The organism is Epibacterium sp. HA2-3 (assembly GCF_055693725.2).
In genome coordinates this window covers 1,799,105-1,825,317 of sequence record NZ_CM172490.1, presented here as the reverse complement: position 1 = coordinate 1,825,317, position 26,213 = coordinate 1,799,105, and the positions used below count along the sequence as shown (strand labels likewise).

At 62.2% G+C, this 26,213-nt stretch carries 21 protein-coding genes and 1 tRNA gene; 13 read left to right on the top strand and 9 right to left on the bottom strand.

All coding sequences use genetic code 11. The annotated features are described in order from the left end of the window. Positions 1-418: 418 nt before the first annotated feature. From proS to ACZ1HH_RS08450, 8 genes are all read left to right on the top strand, one after another. Positions 419-1,774, top strand: a complete 1,356-nt coding sequence (proS, locus tag ACZ1HH_RS08485) for a proline--tRNA ligase (RefSeq protein ID WP_011539180.1) — start codon at positions 419-421, stop codon at positions 1,772-1,774. Between the two features lie 230 nt (positions 1,775-2,004). Continuing rightward, a complete protein-coding gene (locus tag ACZ1HH_RS08480; protein ID WP_472636385.1) occupies positions 2,005-2,664 on the top strand; it encodes a hypothetical protein in 660 nt (219 codons plus the stop codon). A 634-nt stretch (positions 2,665-3,298) separates the two neighbouring features. Further along, the gene (locus ACZ1HH_RS08475) at positions 3,299-3,829 is read left to right on the top strand and encodes a dihydrofolate reductase family protein (protein WP_472636384.1); all 531 of its coding nucleotides are present in this window, start codon (positions 3,299-3,301) and stop codon (positions 3,827-3,829) included. 204 nt (positions 3,830-4,033) lie between these two features. Continuing rightward, the gene (locus ACZ1HH_RS08470; protein WP_472636383.1) at positions 4,034-4,828 is read left to right on the top strand and encodes a GNAT family N-acetyltransferase; all 795 of its coding nucleotides are present in this window, start codon (positions 4,034-4,036) and stop codon (positions 4,826-4,828) included. 26 nt (positions 4,829-4,854) lie between these two features. Continuing rightward, a complete protein-coding gene (locus ACZ1HH_RS08465) occupies positions 4,855-5,277 on the top strand; it encodes an acyl-CoA thioesterase (RefSeq protein ID WP_472636382.1) in 423 nt (140 codons plus the stop codon). Between the two features lie 289 nt (positions 5,278-5,566). Beyond that, positions 5,567-6,079 (top strand): DUF2937 family protein, encoded by a 513-nt coding sequence (locus tag ACZ1HH_RS08460; protein ID WP_416368685.1) that lies wholly within the window; start codon positions 5,567-5,569, stop codon positions 6,077-6,079. 88 nt (positions 6,080-6,167) lie between these two features. Continuing rightward, positions 6,168-7,451: a lipoprotein-releasing ABC transporter permease subunit gene (locus tag ACZ1HH_RS08455; protein ID WP_487320239.1), complete on the top strand. Its 1,284-nt coding sequence runs from the start codon at positions 6,168-6,170 to the stop codon at positions 7,449-7,451. After that, the gene (locus tag ACZ1HH_RS08450; RefSeq protein WP_472636380.1) at positions 7,444-8,127 is read left to right on the top strand and encodes an ABC transporter ATP-binding protein; all 684 of its coding nucleotides are present in this window, start codon (positions 7,444-7,446) and stop codon (positions 8,125-8,127) included. Before ACZ1HH_RS08455 ends, ACZ1HH_RS08450 begins: the two co-directional genes overlap by 8 nt. A gap of 166 nt (positions 8,128-8,293) precedes the next feature. On the opposite strand, the gene ACZ1HH_RS08445 is transcribed toward ACZ1HH_RS08450, so the two are convergent. After that, positions 8,294-9,064 carry a hypothetical protein gene (locus ACZ1HH_RS08445; RefSeq protein ID WP_472636379.1) on the bottom strand — a complete coding sequence of 257 codons (771 nt, stop codon included), beginning with the start codon at positions 9,062-9,064 and terminating at the stop codon, positions 8,294-8,296. 869 nt (positions 9,065-9,933) lie between these two features. On the opposite strand from ACZ1HH_RS08445, the gene ACZ1HH_RS08440 reads away from it, so the two are divergent. Together ACZ1HH_RS08440 and phaR are read left to right on the top strand one after the other, a co-directional pair. Beyond that, positions 9,934-10,380: a phasin family protein gene (locus tag ACZ1HH_RS08440; protein WP_011539170.1), complete on the top strand. Its 447-nt coding sequence runs from the start codon at positions 9,934-9,936 to the stop codon at positions 10,378-10,380. 327 nt (positions 10,381-10,707) lie between these two features. Next, on the top strand, positions 10,708-11,265 hold the full coding sequence (phaR, locus tag ACZ1HH_RS08435; RefSeq protein WP_416368682.1) for a polyhydroxyalkanoate synthesis repressor PhaR: 558 nt from the start codon (positions 10,708-10,710) through the stop codon (positions 11,263-11,265). 246 nt (positions 11,266-11,511) lie between these two features. On the opposite strand, the gene ACZ1HH_RS08430 is transcribed toward phaR, so the two are convergent. The 6 genes from ACZ1HH_RS08430 to ACZ1HH_RS08405 all read right to left on the bottom strand — a co-directional run bounded on the left by ACZ1HH_RS08430 (position 11,512) and on the right by ACZ1HH_RS08405 (position 18,788). Beyond that, complete coding sequence (locus ACZ1HH_RS08430; protein ID WP_472636378.1) at positions 11,512-12,750, bottom strand: DegT/DnrJ/EryC1/StrS family aminotransferase; 1,239 nt, start codon at positions 12,748-12,750, stop codon at positions 11,512-11,514. A 340-nt stretch (positions 12,751-13,090) separates the two neighbouring features. Next, complete coding sequence (locus ACZ1HH_RS08425; protein WP_416368679.1) at positions 13,091-14,401, bottom strand: NAD(P)/FAD-dependent oxidoreductase; 1,311 nt, start codon at positions 14,399-14,401, stop codon at positions 13,091-13,093. Positions 14,402-14,511: 110 nt separating this feature from the next. Next, positions 14,512-15,879 carry a glutamine synthetase family protein gene (locus tag ACZ1HH_RS08420; protein ID WP_011539166.1) on the bottom strand — a complete coding sequence of 456 codons (1,368 nt, stop codon included), beginning with the start codon at positions 15,877-15,879 and terminating at the stop codon, positions 14,512-14,514. After that, positions 15,879-16,559 (bottom strand): type 1 glutamine amidotransferase, encoded by a 681-nt coding sequence (locus ACZ1HH_RS08415; RefSeq protein ID WP_011539165.1) that lies wholly within the window; start codon positions 16,557-16,559, stop codon positions 15,879-15,881. Before ACZ1HH_RS08415 ends, ACZ1HH_RS08420 begins: the two co-directional genes overlap by 1 nt. 55 nt (positions 16,560-16,614) lie before the next feature. After that, a complete protein-coding gene (locus ACZ1HH_RS08410) occupies positions 16,615-17,934 on the bottom strand; it encodes a glutamine synthetase family protein (protein WP_011539164.1) in 1,320 nt (439 codons plus the stop codon). A gap of 119 nt (positions 17,935-18,053) precedes the next feature. Beyond that, the gene (locus tag ACZ1HH_RS08405) at positions 18,054-18,788 is read right to left on the bottom strand and encodes a sirohydrochlorin chelatase (protein ID WP_472636377.1); all 735 of its coding nucleotides are present in this window, start codon (positions 18,786-18,788) and stop codon (positions 18,054-18,056) included. A 341-nt stretch (positions 18,789-19,129) separates the two neighbouring features. On the opposite strand from ACZ1HH_RS08405, the gene ACZ1HH_RS08400 reads away from it, so the two are divergent. Then, a tRNA-Gly gene (locus ACZ1HH_RS08400) sits at positions 19,130-19,203 on the top strand. 331 nt (positions 19,204-19,534) lie between these two features. Here ACZ1HH_RS08400 and ACZ1HH_RS08395 read toward each other — a convergent pair. Continuing rightward, complete coding sequence (locus tag ACZ1HH_RS08395; protein WP_487320238.1) at positions 19,535-22,138, bottom strand: hypothetical protein; 2,604 nt, start codon at positions 22,136-22,138, stop codon at positions 19,535-19,537. Between the two features lie 359 nt (positions 22,139-22,497). Between ACZ1HH_RS08395 and ACZ1HH_RS08390 the strand changes: the two genes are divergently transcribed. Beyond that, on the top strand, positions 22,498-22,965 hold the full coding sequence (locus tag ACZ1HH_RS08390) for a hypothetical protein (protein WP_416368676.1): 468 nt from the start codon (positions 22,498-22,500) through the stop codon (positions 22,963-22,965). Positions 22,966-23,200: 235 nt separating this feature from the next. Here the strand turns inward: ACZ1HH_RS08390 and ACZ1HH_RS08385 are convergent, their stop codons facing one another. Next, a complete protein-coding gene (locus tag ACZ1HH_RS08385; RefSeq protein ID WP_472636374.1) occupies positions 23,201-24,877 on the bottom strand; it encodes an alpha/beta hydrolase in 1,677 nt (558 codons plus the stop codon). A 239-nt stretch (positions 24,878-25,116) separates the two neighbouring features. On the opposite strand from ACZ1HH_RS08385, the gene ACZ1HH_RS08380 reads away from it, so the two are divergent. Next, positions 25,117-26,208, top strand: a complete 1,092-nt coding sequence (locus tag ACZ1HH_RS08380) for an alpha/beta hydrolase (RefSeq protein WP_472636373.1) — start codon at positions 25,117-25,119, stop codon at positions 26,206-26,208. Positions 26,209-26,213: the final 5 nt, after the last annotated feature.

Here is a 26,213-nt window from a genome sequence, read left to right as displayed (position 1 = left end):
CGCAGAGAAACACGCCTGCGCTAATCTCTGCCTTTTCTGAAAAAAATGATGGCGAGATTCTCATCACGACGTCGAAATTTTCGCCGATGAATTGAATGCGGCTTTGATAATTTGCGACACAAAAACGCAATATGCCCTGAATTTGTGCTGGGTGGAGCGTATTTCAGAAAATGAAAACAGATTTCTGCTTTTTGCATTTAGCGAATTATTTCATCTCAAAATTTGAGTTGCGATATTTTTGCGCAATCGCTGCTCAATTCACAGAACCGCGCGGCGTCTGCCCCGGCGAGGCAGGCGCAGGCTCAGGTGCGGGGCCTGCGCGATGCGGGCTCTGGCTGTTTGGCTTGATCTCAACCCTTGTCCGCACCTGCTGCAGCCACTAAACCGGGCAAAACATCTTTCACCGCATGGAGCCATTATGCGCCTGTCTCGCTATTTTCTGCCCGTCCTCAAGGAGACCCCCTCCGAGGCGCAGGTCGTCAGCCACCGTTACATGCTGCGCGCCGGCATGATCAAACAGTCCGCCGCCGGGATCTATTCCTGGCTGCCTCTGGGCTACCGCGTGCTGAAAAAGATCGAAGGCATCGTGCACGAAGAGCAGATGCGCGCCGGTCACATCCCGATGCTGATGCCCACCATCCAGTCAGCTGACCTGTGGCGCGAGTCCGGGCGCTATGACGCCTACGGCGAGGAGATGCTGCGCATCCGCGACCGCCATGACCGCGACATGCTCTTTACGCCGACCGCCGAGGAACTCATCACCGACATCTTCCGCGCCAATGTCTCAAGCTACAAAGACCTGCCGCTGACGATGTATCAGATCCAGTGGAAATTCCGCGACGAGATCCGCCCGCGCTTTGGCGTGATGCGGGGGCGCGAATTCTACATGAAGGACGGTTACAACTTCGACCTCACCAAAGAGGACGCGCTGCACGCCTACAACCGCCATCTGGTCACCTACCTGCGCACCTATGAGCGCATGGGTCTGCAGGCGATCCCGATGCGCGCCGATGGTGGCCCGATTGGTGGCGACTACACCCACGAATTCCTCGTGCTGGCCGAAACCGGCGAGTCGGAGGTCTTTTATGACAGCGAAATCACCGATCTGACGTTCGGCGCCCGCGAGATCGACTATGACAATGTCGAGCAGTGTCAGGCGGTGCTCGAAGAGTTCACCTCACGTTACGCCCGCACGGACGAGACCCACGACGAGGCGCTGTTCAACGCGGTCCCAGAAGAGCGCCGCCGCGTCGCGCGCGGCATCGAGGTCGGCCAGATCTTCTACTTCGGCACCAAATACTCCGAGGCGCTGGGCGCCACCGTGCAGACCGCCGATGGCCAGAGCGTGCCGGTCCACATGGGCTCGCACGGGATTGGTGTGTCGCGTCTTCTCGGCGCCATCATCGAGGCCAGCCACGACGACAAGGGCATCATCTGGCCCGAAGGTGTGACCCCCTTCCACTGCGGGATCGTAAACCTCAAGCAGGGCGACGATGAAGCGGATGCCGCCTGCGAGCAGCTCTATGCGGCGCTCACCGCCATCGGTCTGGAGCCGCTTTATGATGACCGCAAGGAACGTGCGGGCGGCAAATTCGCCAGCATGGACCTCATTGGCCTGCCATGGCGCATCACCGTCGGCCCACGCGGCCTGAAGAACGGCGTCGTCGAAGTGACCAGCCGCCGTACCGGCGAAAGCGAAGAAATGAGCCCGGAAGACGCGGTAAAGAAAATCGCCGCGATCTACGCCAACCACCCCACGCCGCGCGGTTTCTGAATCCACCGGTGCCACAGAATTGAGACCCCCGTCCGACAGGTCCGTCGGGCGGGGTTTTTCTGTGCCGCATGTTGTGTAACAGTCCTAGCATATTACAGTTCGGATATTCCCACGATGCAACTTTCACTTGATGATCCGCTTTGGGACCATTTGCCGGCGCTCACGGCGTGGAGGATGTGCGGGGACCACTTTCCAGCCTCCTAGCGGAATGGGACCCGGAGCTGTGCAACATGTTGCTGTGGGATCGCCTGTATCATCAGGAATCGCTCTATCCGGCCACTTGGGCGGCACTACCGTGGCTCTGGCAGATTGCAGGTCGCCACACGGGTGCGGTGGCACCGCTCTTTGATTTTTTCGCCCATCTTCTCGCTCTGGCCAAACGCGCGCCTGCAAGCTACTGCGCCTACGAAGGATTGCCGCTCTCGGGGGCGGATCTGGGTCACTGGCATGTCTCGGCCCCACCCGCGATGATCCCGCCTGCGGATGCGCTGTTTGAGGCGCTGGTGGTTTGGATCGAACCATGGGCCGTGCAGGTCTGTCGTGCGTTGAACACGTTGATCGAGGGCGCAGATCGCGCGCAGGCTGCTCACTACTTGCGCGGAGTTACCGCTTGGGAGCATCCCGAGCACGAGAGTTTTGAGCGGGCCCTCGGGTTTCTGGCCGATGGCTGGTCAATCAAAGAGATGCTCTACACCTTGGAGGCAGACGAGGACGTGCCGTTTCACATGAGCGCGCGCGAAATCAGTTTTGCAGCGCAGGAGGCCGCGCGTTTGCAAGGGTTGTGCCCTGATTTGGCCACAGATATCCGTGCGCTGGTTGACGTTGTGTCGACGGACCGTCCCGAGACACCCACGCAGCCGCACCCGGATCAGATGCCCTTGTTCAGGTAGCTAGCCGCGACGTTGCATCAAAGGAGAGGGTGTCTTTTGTTCTAGGGTATGGCTTGCAACAGCACGCTCTCTTGCGCGTTGCAAAAGCTGGTGCCATGTCATTGTGCGCCCGCTTTGATCTCAGATTGTAAGAGGCTACGACCAGCACAAGCGCCCAGTCAAACCGAGACGACGGAGCCGTAAGCAAGCGCGTCTCAGGTCTGTGTTCCTCAAACGCAATCAACGTGAAATCAGCACGCGCTTTGCTCGATCAATTCTGAAGGCGGTTGCAGTCCAAATCTCACAAAACGCGAGGATCTACGGAGCTTTCGGGAAGTGGGCTCATGAAACTTCTTGCGCCAACTTTGCGTGGCATCGAAGGCCGTTCGCCATTTGCAGGCAGCGCTCGTTGAAAGTATCCGCACAGATCCCCTTTTCCCCTCCGGTCCCCAGTTTCCCCGCCGGTCCCCAGCCCAACGCAGAAATGGGCCGGTATTTCCCCTTTACCCTTCACAGCGGTGCGCGCCCGTTGCGCCTGACCTACGCGCCTGCTAGCGTCCTTCCACGCAAGAGGAGTGCCCTGACAGTGACCAAGTAAGTTCCACGACAATCAAAGCCCACGGGCTTTACTGGAACTCTCACGCAGGAGCACAGCATGCATCCCGTCATCTATGATGTCGCCGTCTCGCTCGACGGCTTTATCTCCGGCCCGGCCGGAGACATTTCGAAATTCGCCCATGAAGGCCCAGTCGTCGAAGACTACTACAACCGGCTCGGTGGCTATAAACTGGCGCTCATGGGGCGCAAGACCTACGAGTTCGGATATGAATTCGGTATGGAGCCCGGTCAAAACCCCTATCCGCACATGCGGTCGATTGTGGTTTCCGACAGTCTGCAGTTGCCCGAAACCTCCGAGGTCACTGTCCTGAAACGCCCCAGCGCCGAGGGCCTCCGCGCCGAGATCGCGCGCGCCGAGGGGCCTGTCTATCTCTGCGGGGGCGGCGCCTTTGCGGGTTGGATGCTCAAGCATCAGCTGATCGACAGGCTCATCCTCAAACGCGCGCCCTGTGTCTTGGGTCAAGGCGTGCCGCTCTTTGGCGCAGATGCCCCGGCGGTGACTGTGGAGCGAACCGCGACGACCCCATACCAGAACGGCTACCTCCTGGAGCGGTTCTTGTTGCGCTAAGCCCGGCGCAGGTTTTGCAACACCGACCCCGTCCGGCGCATGCGCTGGGCGGGGTATGGGGCGGGATGCCGAACCGCGCTCGGCCTGAGCGACGGTGCGCAATGGCATCATTTCTGGTATGCTTTGCTTGGCATGAACCGCGGGGGCTTACCCCTTCGGCCTCGCCCACTGATCATCAGAGGGCCAGGAGCGAAAGGTATCAACATGGACAGGTCCCCATACTATGGCACCGACAAGATCATGGCGCTGCAACGCGCACGTGACGCGCAGGTCGCTGACTTTGCCGATCTTGCGGGTGCCGTGATCCATGCGCGCACCTTCTCGAGCGATGACCCGGCTGCGCTGGGATGGGACTATCTGAAAAAGGTGATGGCCGATGAAGGCATGGTCACCTTGCGCGGGGCAGATCAGGCGACGATTGCGGCGGCCAAATCCGAGCTGAGCGACTTTGACCCCAGGCTTCACGTCTGGGACCTGTTTATGGCCGATGCCGAAACCATTCGCAGGGTCTGTGGCCCCATCGTTCAAAACGGCCTTCCTGCCGGCATGAGACAAATCTCCGAGGCTGAAATGACCCCAGAAAAAGCCAGGGAGGTTCAGGTCTTTTTGACCCAGCAGGGGGTCTCGCCTTTCTCGACAGATGCGCTCTTGGGGAGGTTGTTTCCCGCCAGATTAATCGCGCTGCAAAACGCAAGCGACAGGATCGCCGCCGCTGGATTTGCAGCCATGACGCACAATCGCCATAGCCCGTTCTTCAACTCGGCTTGGGTGGGACTGATTGCGGTTGATCCCGAACTGCGGGGGCTCGGGCTTGGGAAACATGTAGATGCGATATGCAACCTCGTGGCCGTGACTGAACTTGGCGCGGCCGCCACGATGGAGTTTGTTGCGCCGGACAATGCCCCCTCACGGGCCATGCTCGAAAGCTGCGGCTTGAGGCAGGTTGAAGGCAAGTCGGTGGTTATGTTCTCCACATCCACCGACCGCCTCACGCGCTAATCCCCGATCTTTTCAGAGGAGAAACCATGCCAGCCTTTCTGTCTTTTCGCTCCGTCGTTGATCCTGCCGACTGCGATTTTCTCGGGCATATGAACGTCTCACGTTATTTCGCGGCCTGCTCTGATGGGGTGTTTGCCATACAGTCGGAGATGGGTCTGACCGCCTGCGATATGCGCGAGGGGCGGCGGCTCTCGTTTGCCGTGGTGAACGTGCAAAGCAACTTCCGGGCAGAGCTGGCGGCAGGGGATGCGATCCGGCTGGAAACAAGCATCATCGATGTGGGAACAAAATCGATGACATTTCGCCACCGTATGTTCCGCGCCGATGAAAATCTGCTCGCCTTTGAGACGGTCTTCAAATGCGTGATGTTTGACCTTGAGGCGCGGATCTCCAGAGACATCCCGGACGAGGTGCGTGCCCGAGCGTCGCAATGGCTCGAGGAGGCCTGAAGGCCGCATCAGGCCCTGTTCGCCGATGCCGCTGACCCGGATCGGCCATGATGAGAGGCCGCTTTGCCGGGGCCGCGTGGCCTTGGGTCGGGCGGTGGCGCGGTGTTTCTGACCCTTCGCAACCAGCCCCAGCCAGACCAGCCCCAGCCAGAAATGGGCCTGTTTTATCCCCTTTCCCCCTTCACAACGGCGCAGGGGACGCGTTTCATGGCGGCCTCTGCCCCCAAGGCGGAGCCGCCAAAATGCTGAGCGGTGCTTGGGGCGGCAAGAACAACGAGGGACGGCGACGATGATCACGCGGATGGTGACACTCTTGGGCGGCTTTGGCGCGGGCTTGGGCCTGTCGCAGTTTCCGGCCTATGCGCAGGCCTATCTGCAACGTCTCGGGGGGCATGTGGATGCGCTGCGACGCACCGTGGCCGAGTTTGACGCCGATGCCGCCGCGCTTGGGCTTGAGCGGCACGCGGCGCTCGTGCAGCTTGCGCAGGGCGGAGAGATGGGCGCCGCCCGGGCCGAAACCATGGCGGCCACCATCGACCGCTATGGCAGGCTCTCGTCCGATCTGCACGAGTTGAGCGCCATGGCGCCGGTGGAACGCGCGCTGCATCTGGGCCGCTTTGCCGAGGCCGAGATCGCCTCTGCCACCCTCAGCGCCTTTGAACCTGCGGTTGCGGTCTCGTTGGATGCGCTGCTGCTGGCGGCCATTGGTGCGCTCGTGGGGGGCGGTCTGATCTGGGGGATGATGGCAGGCGGGCGGCGTCTCCTTGCGCGGCGACCGGCTGGGCGCGACAGGCTTGCTTGACCCGGTCTCTGCACGCCCCTAGGGTCTGCGCGAGATCTGCATCGCGGCTGCGATGCCCTATGTTCACCGCGAGAGGAGCACCTCCTAAATGGCTGCTACTGCGCCTTTTTCCCGTTTCGAATGGATGATTGCCTGGCGCTACCTGCGCGCCCGCCGCAGCGAAGGCGGTGTCTCGGTGATGACCTGGATTTCCCTCATTGGGATCACACTGGCAGTCTTTGCGCTGATCGCCACCCTAGCGGTACGCTCGGGCTTTCGGTCGGAATTCGTGGGCACCATTCTGGGCGCCAATGCCCATGCCACGGTCTATGCTCATGGCACGGTCACGGCGGCCGGCACGCTGGATCGACGCATCACCGATTATGCGGCATTGGCGGAGGCAGTGGGGCAGGTGCCCGGCGTGTTGCAGGCCGCGCCCTTGATCAAGGGGCAGGTGATGGCCAGCCGGGGGGATCGCAACGCCGGCGTGCAGGTCTATGGCATCCACGCCGAAGACCTGGCCAAAATTCCGGGTGTTGCCCAAAGCGACGTGGCCTATGGCGATCTTGGCCGCTTTGACGACGGCATCGCGCTTGGCTCCGGTGTGGCCCGCACGCTGGGCCTTGGGATCGGGGACAAGGTCAAGCTGATCTCACCCAACGGGGTCAAGACCGCCTTTGGCACCAGCCCGCGCGTGAATGCCTATGAGGTGGTCTATGTCTTTACCGCAGGGCGCTATGACATCGACAACACCCGCGCCTATCTGCCCTTTGCCGAGGCGCAGAGCTATTTCAACCGCGAAGGTGCTGCCGACGAGATCGAGGTCATGGTGGCCGATCCCGAGGCCGTCGATCAATATGTGCTGCCTCTGCTGCAGGCCGCAGGGCAGGGATATGGCGTCTGGAGCTGGCGCGACAGCTCCGGCGGGTTTCTGCGCGCCCTGGAGGTCGAGGACAACGTGATGTTCGTGATCCTGTCGATCCTGGTGCTGATCGCGACGATGAACATCGTCTCTGGCCTCATCATGCTGGTGAAAAACAAGGGCCGCGACATCGGCATCCTGCGCACCATCGGCCTCAGCGAAGGGTCGGTGATGCGGGTGTTCTTCATCTGCGGGTCGATCACCGGGGTGATCGGCACCGTGCTGGGCGTGATCCTCGGCTGCCTTTTTGCGATCTATATCGACCCGATCTTTTCTTTTGTGAACTATGTGATGGGCGGCGGGGTCTGGGATCCGTCGATCCGGGGCATCTATGCACTGCCAGCCGAGCTGCGCGCAGGCGATGTGATCTCGGCCGTGAGCCTGTCGCTGGGCTTGTCGTTTATCGTGACCATCTTCCCGGCCCGACGTGCGGCACGGCTCAACCCGGTGGAGGCGCTGCGCTATGAGTGAGGTGACGCTGAAAATCGAAGGTCTGAGCAAGACCTATCTGGCTGGCACCCCCGGTGAGGTTGCGGTTCTGCGCGGCGTGGATCTGACCCTGCACGCGGGCGAGGTGGTGGCGCTGGTGGCGCCCTCGGGGGCGGGCAAATCGACGCTTCTGCAGATTGCCGGGCTTCTGGATGTGGCCGACGCGGGCCGGGTGGAGATTGCCGGGCAGGATATGGCGGGCGCGCGCGATCGCAAACGCACGCGGGTCCGGCGCCAGGATGTTGGGTTTGTTTACCAGTTCCACCATCTGCTGCCGGAGTTCTCGGCGCTGGAGAATATCGTGCTGCCGCAACTCGCCAATGGCATCTCGCAGCGGGACGCCGAAGCGCGCGGCGCCGAGCTCCTGGCGCTTGTGGGGCTCGAAACCCGCGCCGCGCATCGCCCCGCGGCGCTTTCCGGCGGCGAGCAGCAACGGGTGGCGTTCTGTCGCGCCCTGGCCAATCGCCCGCGGCTGTTGCTCGCGGATGAGCCAACCGGAAACCTGGACCCGGCGACGTCGGATCAAGTGTTCGAAGTGCTGATGCGATTGGTGTCCGAGACGGGTCTTTCGGCTCTGATCGCCACGCATAATCTTGAGCTCGCCGCAAGAATGGACCGGGTGTTGCATCTTGAGGACGGCGTTCTGGTCGAGCGCTGAACGCGGTGCTCTCTGGCGTGTGGCAGGATGCGAGGCTCTGCCTCGCGCTCCGGGATATTTGTGGTCAGAAGAAGGCCGGCGCGTGCCCCACTTCTTCTAACGGAAAATATCCCGGGGGAGGCCCGCAGGGCCGGGGGCAGAGCCCCTCCAAGACAGACGCTTTGCCTCAATCGCAGATGCCGGCCACTTTGGCATCTTTCCACGGCAGATACACATCGCTTTCACGGCTTTGCGGGAGGTCGGAGACCGGCATCACCCTGGCGAGCATCTCGTGCAGGCGCTGGGTGCGGGCTGCGTCAGGGGCGAGGGCGCGGCAGCAGACGTATTCTTCGACAATGGTGCCTTGCTGCTCGTAGCCGTAGGCGAGGAAATCCGCGGGCCCGTCCAGATCAAAGAGATAGGGATCGCTGGAGCGGCTGTGCTCGCCAAGCGCCTTGAGCGGGGTATAGCCGGTAACTGCGCGGTTTTGCCATTGCCAGACATGGGTGGCCTCATGCGCGAGGAGCATTGCTTCGACGAGGTGGAGCGCCTCCGGGTATTCGGGGGTGTAGTCTGGGAGGAACCAGTCCCGCGTGAAGAAGATGTGGTTGAACAGCGCCAATGCGGCGGGAGAGGCGGTGACCAGCTCGCCAGCAGGGCGCGGCGGCAGGATGCGTTCGCGGCAGGTCACGCGTGGGCGCTGAGGGCGGCGAAAGGTCACCGCGCGCAGGGGCGCCCCCTCGACGAGGCGCAGGCGGCTGTAGTCGAGACTCTCACCGTGGATCTTGCCGAGAAACATCTGTTCGCGCTCTGTCGGGCTGCGTCCGCAGGCCGCCAGAAGTAGGGCGAGGAGGCAGAAAGTGAGGCTCAGCCCGAGCCATGAGGCGCCCCTTGAGGCGCGGCGCGGCTGAAACCATGTGAGAAGCAGAGAGAATTTTGATGCAGGCGCAGGGGGCATGAGGATCCGGTTTGGCAAATGCGGCTTGGAAAGATCGAGAGAGGCCAGAATGCGGCGCAACAGGACCTAGCGCAACCTGCGCCTAGCTTGCGTGCTCAATTGCGCGGGCGCGCGTCACGGGGCGAGCATAGCGCGGGCGCGGCGAAGCGGCCATGGCGCACAGCGCGCATGCTGAAACCACTGGCGCGCGCGGCACAGCTGCGCCAATGCGGCCCGTCGAGACAGACGCGCCTCTTCTGCCCGGTTGATGTGATCGATCCGCTGGTGGTCTGCCGGTCGGTTGTCTGGGTGTCCCGTCGAAGTGCCGGATCTCTGTGGCGAGGGCGTTTGGTGGCTGAGATCAGCCCGGAAGGCATAAAGAGCGAAATGGCGGCGCCGCCACCAGAGATGCAATCCCCGGGGAGGCGGAGAGATGGTGCGGGCGAGGCCCGCATCTGGTCCTGATCCCCTGCACCCAATGAGGGGGTGGTCTCTGGGGCCTGTTCTCCTTGGGCTGTGGGGTGTCAGGCCACGGCCCGGTATCGCGATCCCTTCACAATGACAGAGGCTGCTTAATTTCTGTTCAGGACAGCGTGCGCTGGCGGCGCAACGGGCTCTGCGCGCGCTCGATCTCGGTGAAGCCCTTGCAAATAAGGGGTGCAAGGCGTCAGACTGGGGCTGTGACGCCCGTGCCAAAGGTTTGCACCGCATCAGGTTGCCGCCCTTTGGGGGCGCGGCGATTTCATAAAATCAGGATGAAATTTCTGCAACGCAGCAAAAATTACTTGAAATGCTGCGGTGCGGCATGCATATTGGGGTCAACGGCGGGGATGTCCTGCCAGGACCCCACCGGCGCGTCGCCGGGGACACGTAAATAAGGAATGAGTACGATGGCTAAGACCCAAGATTTTTCCGCGATGATGAAAGACATGATGGCATCCTTCCCTGTGGACACCTCCGCAATGGAAGGCTTCTTCAAAAGCTCCGCAGCCCTCAACGAGAAACTCTCTGCAGTTGCTCTGGATGCGGCTGAGAAAAACGCCGAGATTTCCTCCAAGTGGACCAAAGACACCCTGACCAAGATGGGTGAAATCTCCAAAGCAAAGACCGAGCCTGCGGATTACGCCAAAGCGGCCACCGACTTTGCATCTGCTTCCGCTGAAGTTGCTGCCGAAAACATGGCCGCCTTTGCCGAAGTTGCAAAAAAGGTCCAGATGGACACCGTTGAGCTGCTGATGGCGGCTGGCAAGGACATGTCCGAAGAAGCAAGCGCTGTTGTGAAGAAGGCCACCGAAGAGGTCTCCACCGCAGCCAAGAAAGCAGCTGCTGCAAAGTAAGCGCTGCCCGGAAAGTCCGGGGGCTTGTTTAGCTCTCCTCCCTAGAGACAATCCCCCGAAGAAGAAGGGCAGGCCCAGCGCCTGCCCTTTTTGTTTGGCTGATTTTGTGAGGCTGCGCGGGTCTTGGGCCCTGGGCCAAGGCGCGCGATGGCGGCAAAGCGCGGCAGGGCAGAGCGTGCAACTGCAGCGACGCCCGTGTTCCCCGGCATAATCCTGTGCTGTCCTGCGACGGCATCGGCGGCATCTCCTTTTGCTTTCAGCACTTTCTTTTTGAGACAGGCTCGCCTAGGGTTTTCTGCAACGCGCAGATGTTCGGGAGAGAAAAGAATGGCGGAACAGGATAAGCCTCTGCTGATCAAACGCTATGCCAGTCGCAGGCTCTACAATACGGAGACCAGCGATTACGTGACATTGGAAGACATCGCCGGTTTTATCCGCGATGGGCGGGAAGTGCAGATCATTGATCTCAAGACCGGGGATGACCTGACCCGACAGTATCTGCTTCAGATCATTGCCGAGCATGAGAGCCGGGGCGAAAATGTGCTGCCGGTCAATGTGCTGAATGATCTGGTGCGCAGCTACATGGTGCCCGGAGGCGGGGTGATGCCGCAGTTTCTGCAGGCTTCTTTTGACATGTTGCGCGACAGCCAGTCGAAGATGATGGAGAACATGAATGCCATGAACCCGATGGCGCAGATGCCCGGGTTCGAGGCAATGAAAGCCCAGCAGGAAGCGTTTCTGAAGGCCATGACCGGCGGCTTTGGCGGCGGCTGGACCGGCGGCGGTGGCGAGGACGGCAGCCCTGCGGCAGAGGGCGAAGAAGATCTGGGCGACATCAAACGCCAACTGGCCGAATTGCAGGAGAAGCTCTCCAAGCTGAGCTGAGACGGCAGAGTGCCACCCGTGATAAGAAAGCCCCGGATCATCCGGGGCTTTTTTGCGTTTGGGGGTGCGCGTGGACATGCTGCGCGGGAGCGCTCCCGCCCGCCTGCACCACATCAAGATGTGGCCCTGCCCGTTGGGCCGGGCGCCGCGCTGTCGCGCGGCGGGGGATCGGGCGCTGATGTAGGGTCTCAACAAGATAGGGCCGCGCTCTGACGCGGCCCTATTGGGATGGGGCAGGGGGCTGCCTCAGGCGGCGGCGCGGGCCATGGTTTCCTCGACCGAGGACAGCAGGATTTGGGCGATCACGTCCAACTCGTCTCGCGTCAACCGAACCGGCAGGCGCACATCGCAGGCGCGCATCAGCATGGCGCGGGTTTCAGGCAGCTCCGGCAGATCCTTGAGGAACTGCCAGTTCCAGAATGCGCGCGCGTTGTCCGTCGAGCGGCCAAAGATCTGCACCTTCACACCTTTGTCGGCGGTGGCCTTTGCAAAGGCCTCGATCTGCGCATCATCCATGCCCACCAGGTTGAACTGGATCGAGTCCGGGGCGCGCCGCTCCGGCGCCAGCGGCGCGGGGACGTGGAAATTGGCATGCGCATTCAGTTTTGCCGCCACATAGTCGTGGTTCTTCAGCCCGTCCGCGACCCGGCGCGCGAGCTCGGGGATCTGGGGGCGAATGACAGCGGCCGAGAGGTTGCTCATCCGCAGGTTATAAAGCGGCAACAGGTTCTGCCAGCGGCCAAAGGCCTCGGTGAGCGCGGTGCCATTGTCGCCCCGGGCGGGTTTGTGTTTCTGCCAGTTGTGCTCGTAGGCGCCGGACATGATCACCGCGCGCGCCACCACATCGGCGTCATTGGTCACGAGGATCCCGCCTTCGCCGGCGTTCAGCATCTTGTAGGACTGAAACGAGAAACAGCCCACTTTGCCGATCGTGCCGATGTTGCGACCGTGCCAGGTGGTACCAAGCGAATGGGCCGCATCCTCGACCACGGGAATGTCGCGCGCCTCGCAGAGCGCCATGATCGCGTCCATATCCGAGGTGTGCCCGCGCATGTGTGAGATGATCACCGCCGCGATGTCCTGATCGAGCTTGGCCTCGAAATCGGCCATGTTGATGCGGTAGTTCTCTCCGACTTCGCAAAGCACCGGCACACAGTCCGCATGGACCACGGATGACGGCACCGCCGCAAAGGTAAAGCCGGGGATCAAGACCCGCGCATCCCGGGGCAGATCCAGCGCCTTCAGCGACAAGAACAGCGCCGCCGAACAGGACGAGACCGCCAGCGCATATTTCGACCCCAACAGCTCGGCAAACTCTGTCTCAAGGAGCGAGACCGGGGCATCCTGCGGCGCGGTATAGCGAAACAGATCGCCTGATTGCATCAAGGCCTCGATCGCGTCACGCGCCGCCTCAGGGATCGGTTCGCCCTGGTGCACGTTTGGAACCTCGGTGTTCGGGACCTGTGGAGAGGATGCCTGCTTCATATTTCAAAATCCTGAATTTACCTTTTCAAAATTATAAAACAATGGCGCAACAATGCCAAGGAGTCCCCCGCGTTCCGGGGTTTGGTTGACAGGAATTTCACGAAACTGTTGCCTTCAGACGGGGGATTTTACCCTCAGAAAGCGCCGGGCGACCCGCCGCGCAAAAAAGCAGATTCGCTGGATTTCGCTCTGCTTCATCTTTTCAAAAATATCTCGGGGGTCCCGGGGGCGGAGCCCCCCAACAGACAACAACCTTGGGCAGAGCCCCCGAACTTTTAGACTGTGGGCAGAGCCCCCGGGCATCTCAAACTGCGGGCAAGGCCCCCGACGTCAGGCTGGATCAGATCCCCAACCGGTCGCGCAAGGAGAACCACGTCATCGCCAGCACAAGGAGCGGAGAGCGCATCCTGGGGCCACCCGGGAAGGGCGTCGTCGGGATGCGCGCCATCGTGTTGAACCCCTCGCTCTGGCCTGCGATGGCCTCTGCCAGCAGCCGCCCCGCATGGGTGGCGGTGCCGACCCCATGACCGCTATACCCAGAGGCCGAGAGGATCCGCGGCGACACCCGCGCCAAATAGGGCAGACGCTTCATGGTGATCCCCAGGGTGCCGCCCCAGGCGTAGTCGATCTTTACATCATGAAGATGCGGAAAGATCTCCGTCATGGGTTTGCGCACCTTGGCGGCAATGTCGCTCGGGAAGCGATAACCATAGCTTTCACCGCCGCCAAACAGCAGCCGCTTGTCATGGCTCAGGCGAAAATAGTTCACCACGAATTTGCTGTCCGCCACGGCCACATCGCGCGCCAGAACCTGCGCGGCGTCATCGCCCAGAGGCTCGGTGGCGGCGACAAAATTGTTGATCGGCATCACGCGTGTGGCGACCTGCTCGTTGAGCCCGCCGAGATAGCCGTTGCAGGCCAGTATAACGTGATCGGCCCGCACGGTGCCCTCGCCAGTGCGCACTTCCACCTGCGGTCCGTCCTCGATGGCAAAGACTTCGCTGCGCTCATAGATCTGCGCACCGGCCTCTGCAGCGGCCCGCGCCAGACCCAGCGCGAAATTCAACGGGTGCAGATGCCCCGCGCCATGATCCAGAATACCGCCCTTATAGGCCGGGGAGGGGCACATGGCGTGGCAGGCGTCCTGATCCAGAAACTCAATCTGATCATAGCCATAGCGGTCTTCAAGGTGGCGACCGTAGTCATGAAGATGCGTCACATCGCCCGAACGTTCCGCAGTCCAGGCCACGCCCGGCTTCAGGTGGCAGTCGATCTGGTGCTTGGAGATCAGGTCTTTGACGAGGTCCTTGGCCTCTTCGCCGAGGCGCCACAGGTGGGCGGCATCCTCGGTGCCCACCATTTTCTCCAGCACCTCCTGGTCCTGACGCTGACCGGACCCGAGCTGCCCACCATTGCGCCCGGACGCCCCAAAGCCCACACGCTGCGCATCGAGCAGCACCACGGAGCGGCCCGCCTCGGCCAGATGCAGCGCCGCCGATAGCCCGGTGTAGCCCGCGCCCACAATGCAGACATCCGCCCTGACCCCACCCGTCAAAGACGGGTAATGCACCCCCGGCGTTGCGGTGGCGGCGTACCAGCTTTGGGGGTATTTTCCGGGTCGGTCGTTTGCATGCAGCAGGTTCAGCGTCATCGGGTCGGCCTCGTCTTTCGCCCCGGCAGGCGGCATAGGCCGACCGGGGACTTCATCTTTTGATAAATACCTAAAGCGCTGCGCCTTTGACCGGGCGCAGCGCTGATGGATCAGACGTTGAGCAACAGGTGCTCACGCTCCCACGGCGAGATCACTTGCAAGAACTCTTCGTATTCTGCGCGCTTGACCGTGCTGTAGACACGGGCGAACTCGGGGCCGAGCACCTCGTGAAGCGCCTTGGACTCGTCGAATAGATCGAGCGCCTGACCCATGACCTGCGGAAAGTCACCTTCGCCCTCATAGGCATCGCCTTTGAACTGGCGGGTGGGGCGGCGCTCTTCCATCAGGCCGAGGTAGCCGCAGGCCAGCGATACCGCGATACCGAGATAGGGGTTGCAATCCATCCCCGCGATGCGGTTTTCAACCCGGCGCGAGGCGGAACTGGAGAGCGGCACCCGAATGCCGGTGGTGCGGTTGTCGCGCGCCCATTCCAGATTGATCGGCGCGGCGTGGTTCTTCACATAGCGGCGATAGGAATTCACATAGGGCGCCATCACCGCGAGACCGGCAGGAAGGTGGTTCTGTAGCCCACCGATAAAGTGATAAAACGCATCCGTTTCACCACCTTGGGGACCGGAGAAGATGTTCTCGCCGCTCTCGATGTCGATCACCGAGTGGTGAATATGCATGGCAGAGCCCGGCTCATCAGCGATCGGTTTTGCCATGAAGGTGGCAAAGCAATCATGGCGCAGCGCGGCCTCGCGGATCAGGCGTTTGAAGTAAAACACCTCATCGGCGAGCTTCACCGGCGAGCCATGGCGCAGGTTGATTTCCAGCTGCCCGGCGCCGCCTTCCTGGGTGATGCCGTCGATTTCAAAGCCTTGCGCTTCGGCAAAATCATAGATGTCGTCGATGACGGGGCCAAATTCGTCCACCGCTGTCATCGAATAGGCCTGACGCGCCGCCGCCGGACGGCCAGAGCGGCCCATCATGGGCTGGATGTCGCGCGCGGGGTCGACGTTGCGGGCCACGAGATAGAATTCCATCTCGGGCGCCACCACGGGCTTCCAGCCCTGCGCCTCATAGAGGCTCACCACATGTTTCAGCACGTTGCGCGGGCTGAAGGGGATCGGGTTGCCGTCGCGGTCATAGGCATCGTGGATGACCTGCAGAGTCCAGTCGCCGGTCCAGGGGGCGGCGGTGGCGGTGCTCATGTCCGGGCGCAGCAGCATGTCCTTTTCGATCCAGCCGTCCTCGTCGGCGGCTTCGGCCCAATCCCCGGTGATGGTCTGGTAAAAGATGCTGTCGGGCAGGTAAAAATAGTCCTGCTTGGCAAATTTCGACGCTGGCACCGCCTTGCCCCGGGCGATGCCCGGCAAGTCCGAGATAACGCATTCAACCTCGTCGAGACGACGGCCCTCCAGGTAGGTCGTGGCAGCTTCGGGCAGTTTTTCCTGCCAGCGCGTCGGGGTCGGCATCAGGTCCTCACTTTCTTGAAGAAGTCGGCAATCTCTTGTGCAATTTGGGTTGAGTCGGTGGGGCGGTCGAGGGAGGCCTCGGCCGCGTTCAGCTGTGCGTCGGGGACCACGCCTTTGCCGCGCGTGCGCAAGAGCCCGTCGACAAAGGTGTTTTCAAATTCGGGATGCGGCTGCGAGGTCCAGATGTGGTCGCCATAGGCGAGAAAGGCATTGGCGCAAAAATCGCTCTCGCCGATCACGCGGGCCTCGGCGGGGCGTGTCACCACCTGGTCCTGGTGCCAGGCATTGAGCTCGACAGGCGCACCATGCAGGCGGTATTGCGTGTGGCCCACGCTCCAGCCGCCGCTGAATTTTTCGACCTTGCCGCCAAGTGCCTGCGCGATGATCTGATGACCAAAACAGATGCCAACAAGGGGCATCTTCCGCGCGTGGATCTGGCGGATCAGATCCTCAAGCGGCGGGATCCAGTCGTGGTCTTCATAGGCACCGTGTTTGGAGCCGGTGATGAGCCAGCCATCCGCGGCCTCGGCGCCCTCGGGAAAGACACCATCCAGTACGGGATAGGTGTCAAAGCTGAAGCCATGCCCCGCAAGCAGCTTGCGAAACATCGCATCGTAATTGCCGGAGGTGGGCTTCAGTTCGTCGGGCGCGTGGCCGGTTTGCAGGATGCCGATCTTCATAAGTCACCAAATATGATCAAAACATGGACGTGAGACGCAAGGGGCGCTCCCCGCGTCATACGGCCTCCAGCCACGAGAGCCAATGGCTCTCGGGGGGGCGCTCGGCAAAGCCCTTGAGCTCTTGGCGCTTTGTCATCACCAGATTGCGGATCGCCATCGGCGGCAGGATGCGGGCGATGAGGGGGCTGTTTTCAAAGAGGTCGATCGCCTCGGCCCAGCTGCCCGCAAGCTGCGGCAGGCCGTCGATGTCATAGATATTGCCCTCAGAGGGCGGCGGCGGCGTGGCGCCATCCTCCATGCCGATGAGGGCTGCGCCCAGCACGGTGGCCAGCATCAGATAGGGGTTGATGTCGCCGCCGGAAACCCGGTGCTCAATCCGCCGCGCCTTCGGGCTGCCGCCGGGAATGCGGATGGCCGCAGTGCGGTTCTCATAGGCCCAGGCCGCCGAGGTCGGCGCATGGGCACCCGGCACCAGACGGTCGTAGGAATTGCCATGCGGGGCAAAAACCAGCGAGCTGTCGCGCATCGCGTTGATGCAGCCCGCCACGGCGGCGTGCAGGGCAGGCGTGCCCTCGGGGCCGCCATTGTCAAAGATATTGACGCCGTCTTTGTCCACCACCGAGAAATGCACGTGCATCCCATTGCCGGATTCCTCGGCATAGGGCTTGGCCATAAAGGTCGCGGCAAAGCCGTGCTTGCGTGCAACGCCTTTCACCAGCGCCTTAAAGAGCCAGGTATCATCGGCAGCGCGCATGGCGTCCTGATGGGTCAGGTTGATCTCGAACTGGCCCAGACCGGCCTCGGAGATTGCATCCTGCGCCGGGATGCCCATTGCCTCAGCGCCGTCATAGAGATCGGTAAAAAAGTCGTCATAGGCGTCCAGTTCGGCAATCGAGAGCACCGATTGCTGATCGAGCGCGCGCCCCGTGAGGGGGTCGATCGGGGGCAGGGGCTCGGTGCCTGCGTCATCGACAAGGATGAACTCAAGCTCGGTTGCGGCGGCGACCTGCCAGCCTTTTTCGGCGTAGCGGTCCAGCACATGCGCCAGCACCTGACGCGGATCGCCAAGGAACGGACGGCCATCTTCATGCACCATCTTCATCGGCACCAGCGCCGAGGGGGTCGCAAGCCAGGGCATCGGCACCGCGCCGCGTTTGGTGGGCAGAAGGATGCCATCGGCATCGCCAGTTTCAAACACCAGCGGGCTGTCTTCGATGTCACGCCCCCAGATGTCGACGTTCAGAACCGAGAACGGCATCCGCGCCGAGCCTTCGCCCAGCTTTGCCGCCATGCCCGCAGGCAGTCGTTTGCCGCGCATCTGCCCGTTGAGATCACAGGCAGCGATGCGAATTGTCTTGAGCGCAGAGAGATCCATGCGCGTGCTCCTTGTCTTGCTGGAGACACATTGGCGTGAGCAGCGGGCGCTGGCAAGAGAATTTGATCAAAAATTATTCACAAGACTGCGCCCTGCGCAAATATTGCGCCCGGCAGGGCTCAGGCGGCAGGTGGCGAAGAGAGCTCCGTCTCGGCGGCCCGTTCAATCGCATCTGCCATCAGTTTCGCCACCCCCGGCAACGCACCGAGGACCGGGAGCAAGTCACCTTCAAAGCGCGCCTCAGCAAGGGCCGCTGGAATGTCTTCACGCACATGCGCGCCGGTCTGTGCAAAGAACGGCAGGCACAGGGATTGCGCGCCGCAGTTGCGCGCGGCCTCGGCCACAAAGGGCGTCTCTTCGACAAATCCGGTGGTCAGGCGCAGCTCTGGCATCTGCGCGCGCAGGGTGCTGGCAAACGCCTCGGCGGCCTCAGCCGCCTTGGGGCCACGGGCAGACCCATGGGCGGCCAGCAGCACCTCAGACTCCGCCACTTTCCAGCCGCGCGCGTGCAAGGCGCTGCGGATTGCGGCCACGGTGAGCGCGGGCAGCGCGGGGTCAAGCCCGAAGGGTGTTGCCATGCGGTAGCGCCAGCCCTTGAGCCTGCCGGGCAGCACCTTGCCGGTAAACCAGCCGCGCGCCATGAAAAACGGGTAGATCACCGCGCCATCCTCGCGCATGGCGGCCTCCAGAAATCCTTTGGAGGACAGGGTGGCCGAGCGCACCTCCCAATCGGGCAGGTGGTCCTGCACGGCAGCGGCCACCGCGGCAAGATGGATCTCGGGCGGGGGCGGCGCGGACGGCTGACCGTGGGACGTGAGGATGGCGATGCGCGGGCGCGCGGAGTGTGCGGTCATGGCTGGCTGCTGGGGTCCGGTGGCTGAGGAAATCGGGCGGGGTCGCGTGTTCCCTGAACCTAGGGTGCAACCGCAGGACGGGAAAGGGCAGGGGCACAAATACTTCGCGGGGGCTTGCCTGGGCGTTCCCGGCGGGCCTTTGTATGCGCGGGTTGGCCTGTTGGAGATCCCTGCCGCGTCTGCTGGCCCGTGACCGTAGATGCGACCGACGCTACGAGCGCGGCGCAGCGCCTGCGCCTGCGCGGGTTGTGCTCTTGAGTGTTCATTGCCGATTGGGGATGAAAAATCCCGGATATGTGGTTGACGCCCCAAAAACCTTCACATAAATCACGGGTTACGAAGCGGGTATGGTGAAATGGTATCATAAGAGCCTTCCAAGCTTAAGGTGCGGGTTCGATTCCCGCTACCCGCTCCAAATCCTCTCTTAAATGGCTATACCGCTAACACGATAGCAGGGGCCAAACAGCGATGCGCGGTGTGGCCCATGTGGGGATTCCCCATGAGGCCGCATGAGGCCGCTGATGGGAACTCTGCGCGTGCCGCCTTTGGGCGTGGTGCTGGACCGAGGGCACCGGGGGGAAGCGGCGAGCCGCGCGATGGCAAAGGCGCGAGCCGCGTGATGCCCGGGGCAAACGGCCTCTGCCATTTGCCCCACACCCGCATTTGAAACCGTCTGCGTTTGATGCTGTCAGAGGGCGTTTTCGCCTTGTCTGATGCGCCAGACGGGATGCGCCTGTTGGCGCGGGTCAGACAAAGATGAAGGCGTCCACATTGAGGAAATCGGCGGAGGTTGCATCATTGTTGCGCAGCGGGTCCGAAGACCGGAAAGGCTGCGTCACGGAGATCGTGCCTTCCAGACCGTTGGTCCCGACGATATGGGCCTCGAGGTAGTCGCCATCGCTGCGCATCCGGTCAAAGGTGATATTGTCGATGCTCACACCTTCGCCCCAGATGTCCGAACGCACGACGATATAATCCTCTTCGCCGTATTGCCTGAAATCACTGAGCCGGATCCAGAGCGCATAATTCGGGTCGACGGGAGGCTGCCACACGAAATAGTCGTCTCCGGTCCCTCCGTAGTAGGTGAGGCTGGAATGCAGTTGCATGTCGATGATGTCATCACCGGCACCGGCGCGGACCTGTCCCCTGTACAAGTAGTTGTCCTCACGTCCGTCGTTGCTGATGAGGTCGGCGCCGGAGGTGCCAGAGATCAGATCGTACTGGAATGTGCCGTAGGAATCCAAAACGTAGCGTTCCCGTGTCGGCGTCCACTCCAGCGGCGTCAGGGTCTCGGCGAGGTATTCGTAGTAGGTTGCGGGGGTCCGGACTGCGACACCTTCGAGATCGACCAGATCCGCATCTTCGCTGCTGTCAAAGAAGATCGAGCGATCGCCGATGCCGTCCCCGTCAAAGTCGATGTCATAGCCCAAGCCATCCCCGCGCGTGCGCACCGAGGATGCGCCACCGCCCGCAAAACTGTCCTCGACGAAATAGCTGTCGATATCCAGCGCGGAGAGATCGAGGATATCCCCGTCGTCCATCGTGCCGCGGATGCGCAGATCCCGGTCCCCCTCGGGGCCTGCGATGATGATCGTGTCGATGCCGCTTCCGGCCCTGACGACATCGCCATCAAAGCCCGTGGTGATCGTATCGTTGCCACTGCCGCCGATCAGTTTGTCGCGGCCTTCACCACCGTCCAGGACGTCATTGCCGCCGCCGCCTTTGAGCACGTCTCTGACATCGCCCCCGGACATGGTATCATTTCCGCGCCCGCCGATGAGCTTGTCACGCCCGCCGCCGCCGTTCAGCGCGTCGTTGCCGCCATTGCCTTTGAGCACATCCTTGCCGGCGCCACCGCTCAGGATGTCATGCCCGCCGCCGCCTTTGACGGTATCATTGCCACCATTGCCAATGAGCTGGTCCGCGCCCCCCCGTCCCACAAGGAGATCTGCGCCGCCGCGCCCATCAAGGAAGTTCTCGCCTGCGGTGCCGGTCAGTCTCTCGTCTGAGCGGTTGCCGAGTTCCAGGGTTTCATAGCTGCCGAGACTGACCCGCCAGTCCGCCGGCCCGATGAAGTTCGAGTCCACTTCGAGCCAGGCTGCGCCGGTGTAGTTCGGCTGCCAGATCGCATAATCCGGGGCCCGCACCGTCTCGGTGGACACCGAGTTGTGAAAGCTTGCGAACATCGAGAAGGGGCGGCCATCGCTGTAGTCGAAGCTGGCAACATAGTAGCGCCCCTCTTCGACACCGCCGACGATTTCCATCCAGTCGCGATCGCCAAAGGGTTCGGCGGCGCTGATCTCATAATAGGGGTTCAGAGTGCCCGACTGCCAGCCACCAACGGAGATCGTGCTTGGTGTGAGCCGGTTGTTGCCGTGATCGTCATCGGTCGGAAGGATCTCGATCTCATATCCGCCAACGGAATATCCACCGGTTTGGTAGGGGCTGACTTCGCGATTGGGGTCATAGATGCTTTGGATTGAAACGCGCACGTCGATCTCTTCGCCCGGCTCGAGGAGAAGGCTGCCAAACCCATCTCCGATGCGCACAGAGGTGATCGTCTGCTCCACATCGCCGGTCGACATGCGGTCGACATCCGATTCAAGCGTCCAGGAGCTTGCGCCATTTTCCTCGCTGACGGTGACCCTGAACACCCCCGGGCTTTCGCCGGATTGTGCGCCGGTGGCGCCACGCACCACCACATCGTAATGGAAACCTGCGCGCAGAGTGAACAGATACTCGTCGACGTCCGGCGTGCCTTCGAGATCTTCCAGCTCTCCGGTGATGATCCCGGAGGCGTCTTCTGGCGAAACCTCGAGGGCGTCTGGTCCCGTGCCGACGGTGTCGATCTGCGGCTCCGTTCCGGCGACATCGCCTTCGACGATGCGGATAAAGAAACTGCGGTCAGAGCCGGGCAGGTCGGACAGGTCCTCGCCGGTCCGATATTCCTGCAACCAGCCGTCAAATCGCACCGCCATGCGGACAAGCCCGCCATCATAAAGAGTGGTGATGAGCCTGTCGCCGGGATCCCAGTTGCGCACGGAATACCCGTCCTCGAGCGTCACCATCGTACCGTCGGGGGCAGAGAATCCGAACTCGGTATCATAGCCCGGCCAAGTCGGGGAGGGCAGCCAGAGGGATTGATCGATGGCGTCATTCGCCGCGATCACTTGGACCGTGTAGGTTGTGAAGGGGTCCGCGTAAAACTCGAAGTAGTCGTATTCGGGGTTGCCGAACGTGGCCGCCGCATCAAGCTCGGCCTGGGTCAGTCTGACTTCATACGGGCTGCCAACGTCCAGGCGCACGGCGCTGCCTGGGGTATCGGCAAAAGAATCGTAAATCGTAGGCATGGGCCACTCACAACCGGTAAAATCGGAATCCTGAATATACCAAATTGTTCTGAATTTCTCGCAGAAATGGGCCGCTGCACAAAATTCGTGCACCAAAGTTGGCGGGGCGGTGCCGCTGTGCTGTCTGCGCAGAATGCGCCGCAGCGGTAGCCGTTCTCCTGGGCTGCCACGCAGGACTGCCGACGCTGCGCCCGGGGGCCCCGCGATGCGGTGGAGGAGCGATGTTCGGAGATGAGATCACGTCTTGATCACGGAATTGAGAGCCTCAGGAACAACATTGGATGTTGCGTGTTGGTGGGGTGTGACGAAGGCGCAAGCCTTTATAAACACACTGCGATCCTGAAAAGGAGGACAACACAATGAAACGTTTTGCACTGACCACCGCCGCAATCTCTGCCCTGATGGCTGCCCCGGCAATGGCCGATCTGAACACTGCGGCTGCGCAGACGTTCAATGAGATGAAAGAGGCCTATCCCGCGATCGACCGCAAGATCTTTGAGCAGGTCGACGTGAACAAGGACGGTGTCGCCGATATGGCAGAGGTTGATGCGGCCGAGCAGTCGGGCGTGCTGAACGATGACATGAGCGCAGCAGAGGCCACGGGCACCTACGACCCCTCGCCATATGGTGTGGAGGAAGCCGGTGCGCTGACCTTCGCTGAGCTGAAGGACGCCTATCCGTCGCTCACCAAGAAAGTCTTTGAAGAAGTCGACGCGAACAAAGACGGCGTCGCGGATATGGCGGAAATCGATGAGGCCGAGCTCTCTGATGTTCTGGAGCCGGGGATCGGGAACACGGCTGAAGGCCAGTCCTACAACCAAGGGTAACGCCCCCGGCTGGGCCACGGCGCAGAGCTGATGGCGCATACCAGAGATGCCCCCTCCCGCAATGGGAGGGGGCTTTTTGTTTGTCACGTTGCCACGCGTGCAGTGTGATTGCGCGTTTGCCCCGAGCGGGGCGCCTTGCGTCAAGACCTGAGGCGAGAGAGCAGGATCGCCGCTACCTGCTGTTTCATCAGAACCCTACCGCGCGGAGGGCTGCGTCTGAGGGGCGACAGGGAGGCTAGCGGCGGGCGTTGGCGCAGCCTTGTTGGAAGCCGGTATTGCAATGCGCGATCAGGCGCGCGGTGTCCTCGGGGGACCAGTCTCGCGGCGCGGTGACCTGCAACCACGGTCCGATATAGTCGCGCGCATAATAGGCGTGCCCGTGGCCGGGTGGGGCACCAAAAGACAGCGCGATGTCGAGCGCGAGCTGGAACTGGGTCACGACGGGCATGAAGATGAAATGTTCCGTCATGTCTGCGGCGGGCGGATCCCGCATCCATGGCGGTGCGCGCCAGAGCGAGCGCGGATCATAAAACACAACGGGATCGCTGGAATACTGCAGGAAAACGATGCGCATCTCGCCCCACTCTGCCGCGGCCTCGGACGCATCTGCCGTGTGTGAGGCATAGCGGACCAGCGACCCGTCGCCGATTTCCGGCAGCACCCAGGGCGTGCCCGGATTGCGCCGGTTCTGGACATAATTCCAAAAGGTCGACGGAAAGGGGGGACCGGCCCAGAAGGCGCCGTCGATCGGATCGTTGAGCAGCCGGAACATGTTTGTGGCATGCATGGAGGACCAGGCCCCAAGGCTCAGCCCGTGGGCATAGAGACGGGGGCGTGCGTCGGCGGGGAGAGTCTTCCAGTATCCGTGCACCGCATCCTGCAGCGCGGTGGCCTGTTCAAGACCCGTGCGTGTCTCGAGGATCAGGGCGAGCGGCGACTGCAGGTAGGAATACTGCACGGCCACCGTCGCGATATTGCCACCATGCATGTATTCGACAGGGTCGTGGGATCCGGGATCCATCCAGCCCGTGCCGGTGGGGCTTGTCATGATCAGAACGTCGCGCGCAAAGGCGTCCTGCCGGATCAGTTCGGCCAGCGCCAGTTCGGCGCGCGCCTCTGACGTCTCGGCGTTGGCGCGGCCGACGTAGACCCGGATCGGGTCGCGCGCGGGCTGGCCGGTGAAGGCCGAGATGTCCTCGGCGGTTGGACCGGAGCTGATGAAATCGCGCCCCGGCTTGCCGATGGATGCCCAGTCGACCAGCGAGGCGGCGCTGCCGGTCAGGTGTGGCGCAGCCGGGGGAGGTGGGGCTTTGTCGAATAGCTCCTGAGCCGCCTCGTAGCTTTCGTCGAGCCCGGTGACGAGCCGGTCGATGATGCCATCGCGCGTGCCCAAAAACAGGATCAGCACCACTGCGACGACCCCCAGCACATTGGCGCGCCGAGGCGGCATGATGCGATAAAACCACGACCGGATCAGGCGAAACAGCGCGGCGACGAGACGCCCGAGCGCAAAGGCGAGTGTAAACGTCGCAAGCGCGATCACGAGGATCGTGGCAAGCTGAAGCGCGTCTGCTTCTTCCATGCCCATCTTTGCGCGAATGTCGTTTTGCCATCTGAGGCTGGACCCCAGCACCCAGAGAAAGACCCCCGCAAGCACTATGGCGATCACCTGTGTGAGGCCTCTTTCTGCCCGCCGGGGCAACCGGGGGAGATCGGCCGCGCGCCACAGGAGGCCAACGATGTGACCGATCAGATAGCCGATGGCCATCACCAGCCCCCCAAGGATGCCCTGCGCCATTGGTCCGCGCGGGATCAAGGAGGGGGTCAAGGAGGCTGCAAAGCACAAAAGCCCCAAAAGGACGCAGGGGATGGAGACCGTGCCGGTGATCCTTGCGATCCGAGTGTTGTACATGTTGTGCCTCAAAACCCCGATGTGCTGCCCTCGGCGTGAGGGTGTCACAGCCACGCCGAAGGCGCAAAAGCCTTTCGCAGAGGGCTTTCATTTTTCAGGCCACTGCGTTTTCAGGCCGCGCGTCTGGTGCGGGGCCCGTTGGCATAGCTTGGCTGCGCGGGCAGGCGCTGTTGGCTGAGAACAACCCTAAGCTGCGAAAGAACTTTCTAGGTTGGATCAGTCTGACGTATAAGCGGAGCATGAAGACACTTCTGCCAGCCGTTGCCCGTTCGATATCTGTGATCCTCTGCCTTGGCGGTCCATTTGGCGTGATCCCCGCGCCACTGGCGGCCCAGTCTGAGGCTCAATCGGAGGCCCAATCTGAAACCCAGTCGGAGATTGAGGTTGCAGAGTTTCCCTATGTCACGCTCCGGAACCGGACCGGATCTGATGATCCGGCGGAGTTCTACGCAGGTGAGCGCAGTGATCCCAAAGCCGGCCGCTGTCGCGTCGAAGAACTCGACCTTGGCGTGCTTGCGCCCCTTGCCGGTGTCGCTCCGAATTTCCTGCGCGAGGAGCTGTTGCGCGTTCAGGCCATAGAGGAGGCCCCCACCGGCGCCATTCTGGACCAGCTCGAAGCGACCGCCGGGGCACAGGGGCCTGCGCTCTATGTCCATGGCTACTACATCAGTTTTGAAAAAGGCTGCCGCCGGGCAGCGCTGTTGCAGCAGAACGCGGACCTTGAGGGGCGGCTTTTGTGGTTCAGCTGGCCCTCGGATGGGGCCGCCGCCTATTACACGCACGATGAGGTCGATCTCTATTGGAGCCTGCCGGATCTCGCGGACACTATTATCGAATTGCAGGAGCGCTTTGGCCCCGGCGAGGTTGCGGTCATGGGGCATAGCCTCGGGGCGCGCGGGGTCGTGCTGGCGCTGGCCGAGGTGGCCAATCGGCACCCCGATATTCGGCTGGGTCAGGTCGTGCTGCTGGCGCCGGATATGGACTTTGGGATCTTTGAGCGCATCCTGCCACGCATTCGCCCAATCGCAGAAAACCTGACCATCTATGTCACCAGCGGTGACCGACCGCTTGCGCTTTCGGCGCAAGTGCATGGCTACCCGCGGCTCGGGGAGGCGGGCAATCCGGTGTCGCGTCTCACGGGCGTCGAGGTGATCGATCTGAGCGATTTGCCCAGCGAAGGCCCGACGGGGCACCTCTATCATATCTACAGCCAGATCGTGGGCGCGGATCTGAGCCGGCTTTTGCGCAGCGGCGAGGGGGCGTCCGAGCGTCCGGGCCTTGTGGCTCAGAGCAAAAACCTGTGGCGCCTCAGGCCTGAAAAACGCGAGTAGTTGCG

Bases quoted from the DNA above. Each gene is read 5' to 3' on its own strand.
- proS (WP_011539180.1), top strand. From the start codon at position 419: ATGCGCCTGTCTCGCTATTTTCTGCCCGTCCTCAAGGAGACCCCCTCC.
- ACZ1HH_RS08480 (WP_472636385.1), top strand. From the start codon at position 2,005: ATGTTGCTGTGGGATCGCCTGTATCATCAGGAATCGCTCTATCCGGCC.
- ACZ1HH_RS08475 (WP_472636384.1), top strand. From the start codon at position 3,299: ATGCATCCCGTCATCTATGATGTCGCCGTCTCGCTCGACGGCTTTATC.
- ACZ1HH_RS08470 (WP_472636383.1), top strand. From the start codon at position 4,034: ATGGACAGGTCCCCATACTATGGCACCGACAAGATCATGGCGCTGCAA.
- ACZ1HH_RS08465 (WP_472636382.1), top strand. From the start codon at position 4,855: ATGCCAGCCTTTCTGTCTTTTCGCTCCGTCGTTGATCCTGCCGACTGC.
- ACZ1HH_RS08460 (WP_416368685.1), top strand. From the start codon at position 5,567: ATGATCACGCGGATGGTGACACTCTTGGGCGGCTTTGGCGCGGGCTTG.
- ACZ1HH_RS08455 (WP_487320239.1), top strand. From the start codon at position 6,168: ATGGCTGCTACTGCGCCTTTTTCCCGTTTCGAATGGATGATTGCCTGG.
- ACZ1HH_RS08450 (WP_472636380.1), top strand. From the start codon at position 7,444: ATGAGTGAGGTGACGCTGAAAATCGAAGGTCTGAGCAAGACCTATCTG.
- ACZ1HH_RS08445 (WP_472636379.1), bottom strand. From the start codon at position 9,064: ATGCCCCCTGCGCCTGCATCAAAATTCTCTCTGCTTCTCACATGGTTT.
- ACZ1HH_RS08440 (WP_011539170.1), top strand. From the start codon at position 9,934: ATGGCTAAGACCCAAGATTTTTCCGCGATGATGAAAGACATGATGGCA.
- phaR (WP_416368682.1), top strand. From the start codon at position 10,708: ATGGCGGAACAGGATAAGCCTCTGCTGATCAAACGCTATGCCAGTCGC.
- ACZ1HH_RS08430 (WP_472636378.1), bottom strand. From the start codon at position 12,750: ATGAAGCAGGCATCCTCTCCACAGGTCCCGAACACCGAGGTTCCAAAC.
- ACZ1HH_RS08425 (WP_416368679.1), bottom strand. From the start codon at position 14,401: ATGACGCTGAACCTGCTGCATGCAAACGACCGACCCGGAAAATACCCC.
- ACZ1HH_RS08420 (WP_011539166.1), bottom strand. From the start codon at position 15,879: ATGCCGACCCCGACGCGCTGGCAGGAAAAACTGCCCGAAGCTGCCACG.
- ACZ1HH_RS08415 (WP_011539165.1), bottom strand. From the start codon at position 16,559: ATGAAGATCGGCATCCTGCAAACCGGCCACGCGCCCGACGAACTGAAG.
- ACZ1HH_RS08410 (WP_011539164.1), bottom strand. From the start codon at position 17,934: ATGGATCTCTCTGCGCTCAAGACAATTCGCATCGCTGCCTGTGATCTC.
- ACZ1HH_RS08405 (WP_472636377.1), bottom strand. From the start codon at position 18,788: ATGACCGCACACTCCGCGCGCCCGCGCATCGCCATCCTCACGTCCCAC.
- ACZ1HH_RS08395 (WP_487320238.1), bottom strand. From the start codon at position 22,138: ATGCCTACGATTTACGATTCTTTTGCCGATACCCCAGGCAGCGCCGTG.
- ACZ1HH_RS08390 (WP_416368676.1), top strand. From the start codon at position 22,498: ATGAAACGTTTTGCACTGACCACCGCCGCAATCTCTGCCCTGATGGCT.
- ACZ1HH_RS08385 (WP_472636374.1), bottom strand. From the start codon at position 24,877: ATGTACAACACTCGGATCGCAAGGATCACCGGCACGGTCTCCATCCCC.
- ACZ1HH_RS08380 (WP_472636373.1), top strand. From the start codon at position 25,117: ATGAAGACACTTCTGCCAGCCGTTGCCCGTTCGATATCTGTGATCCTC.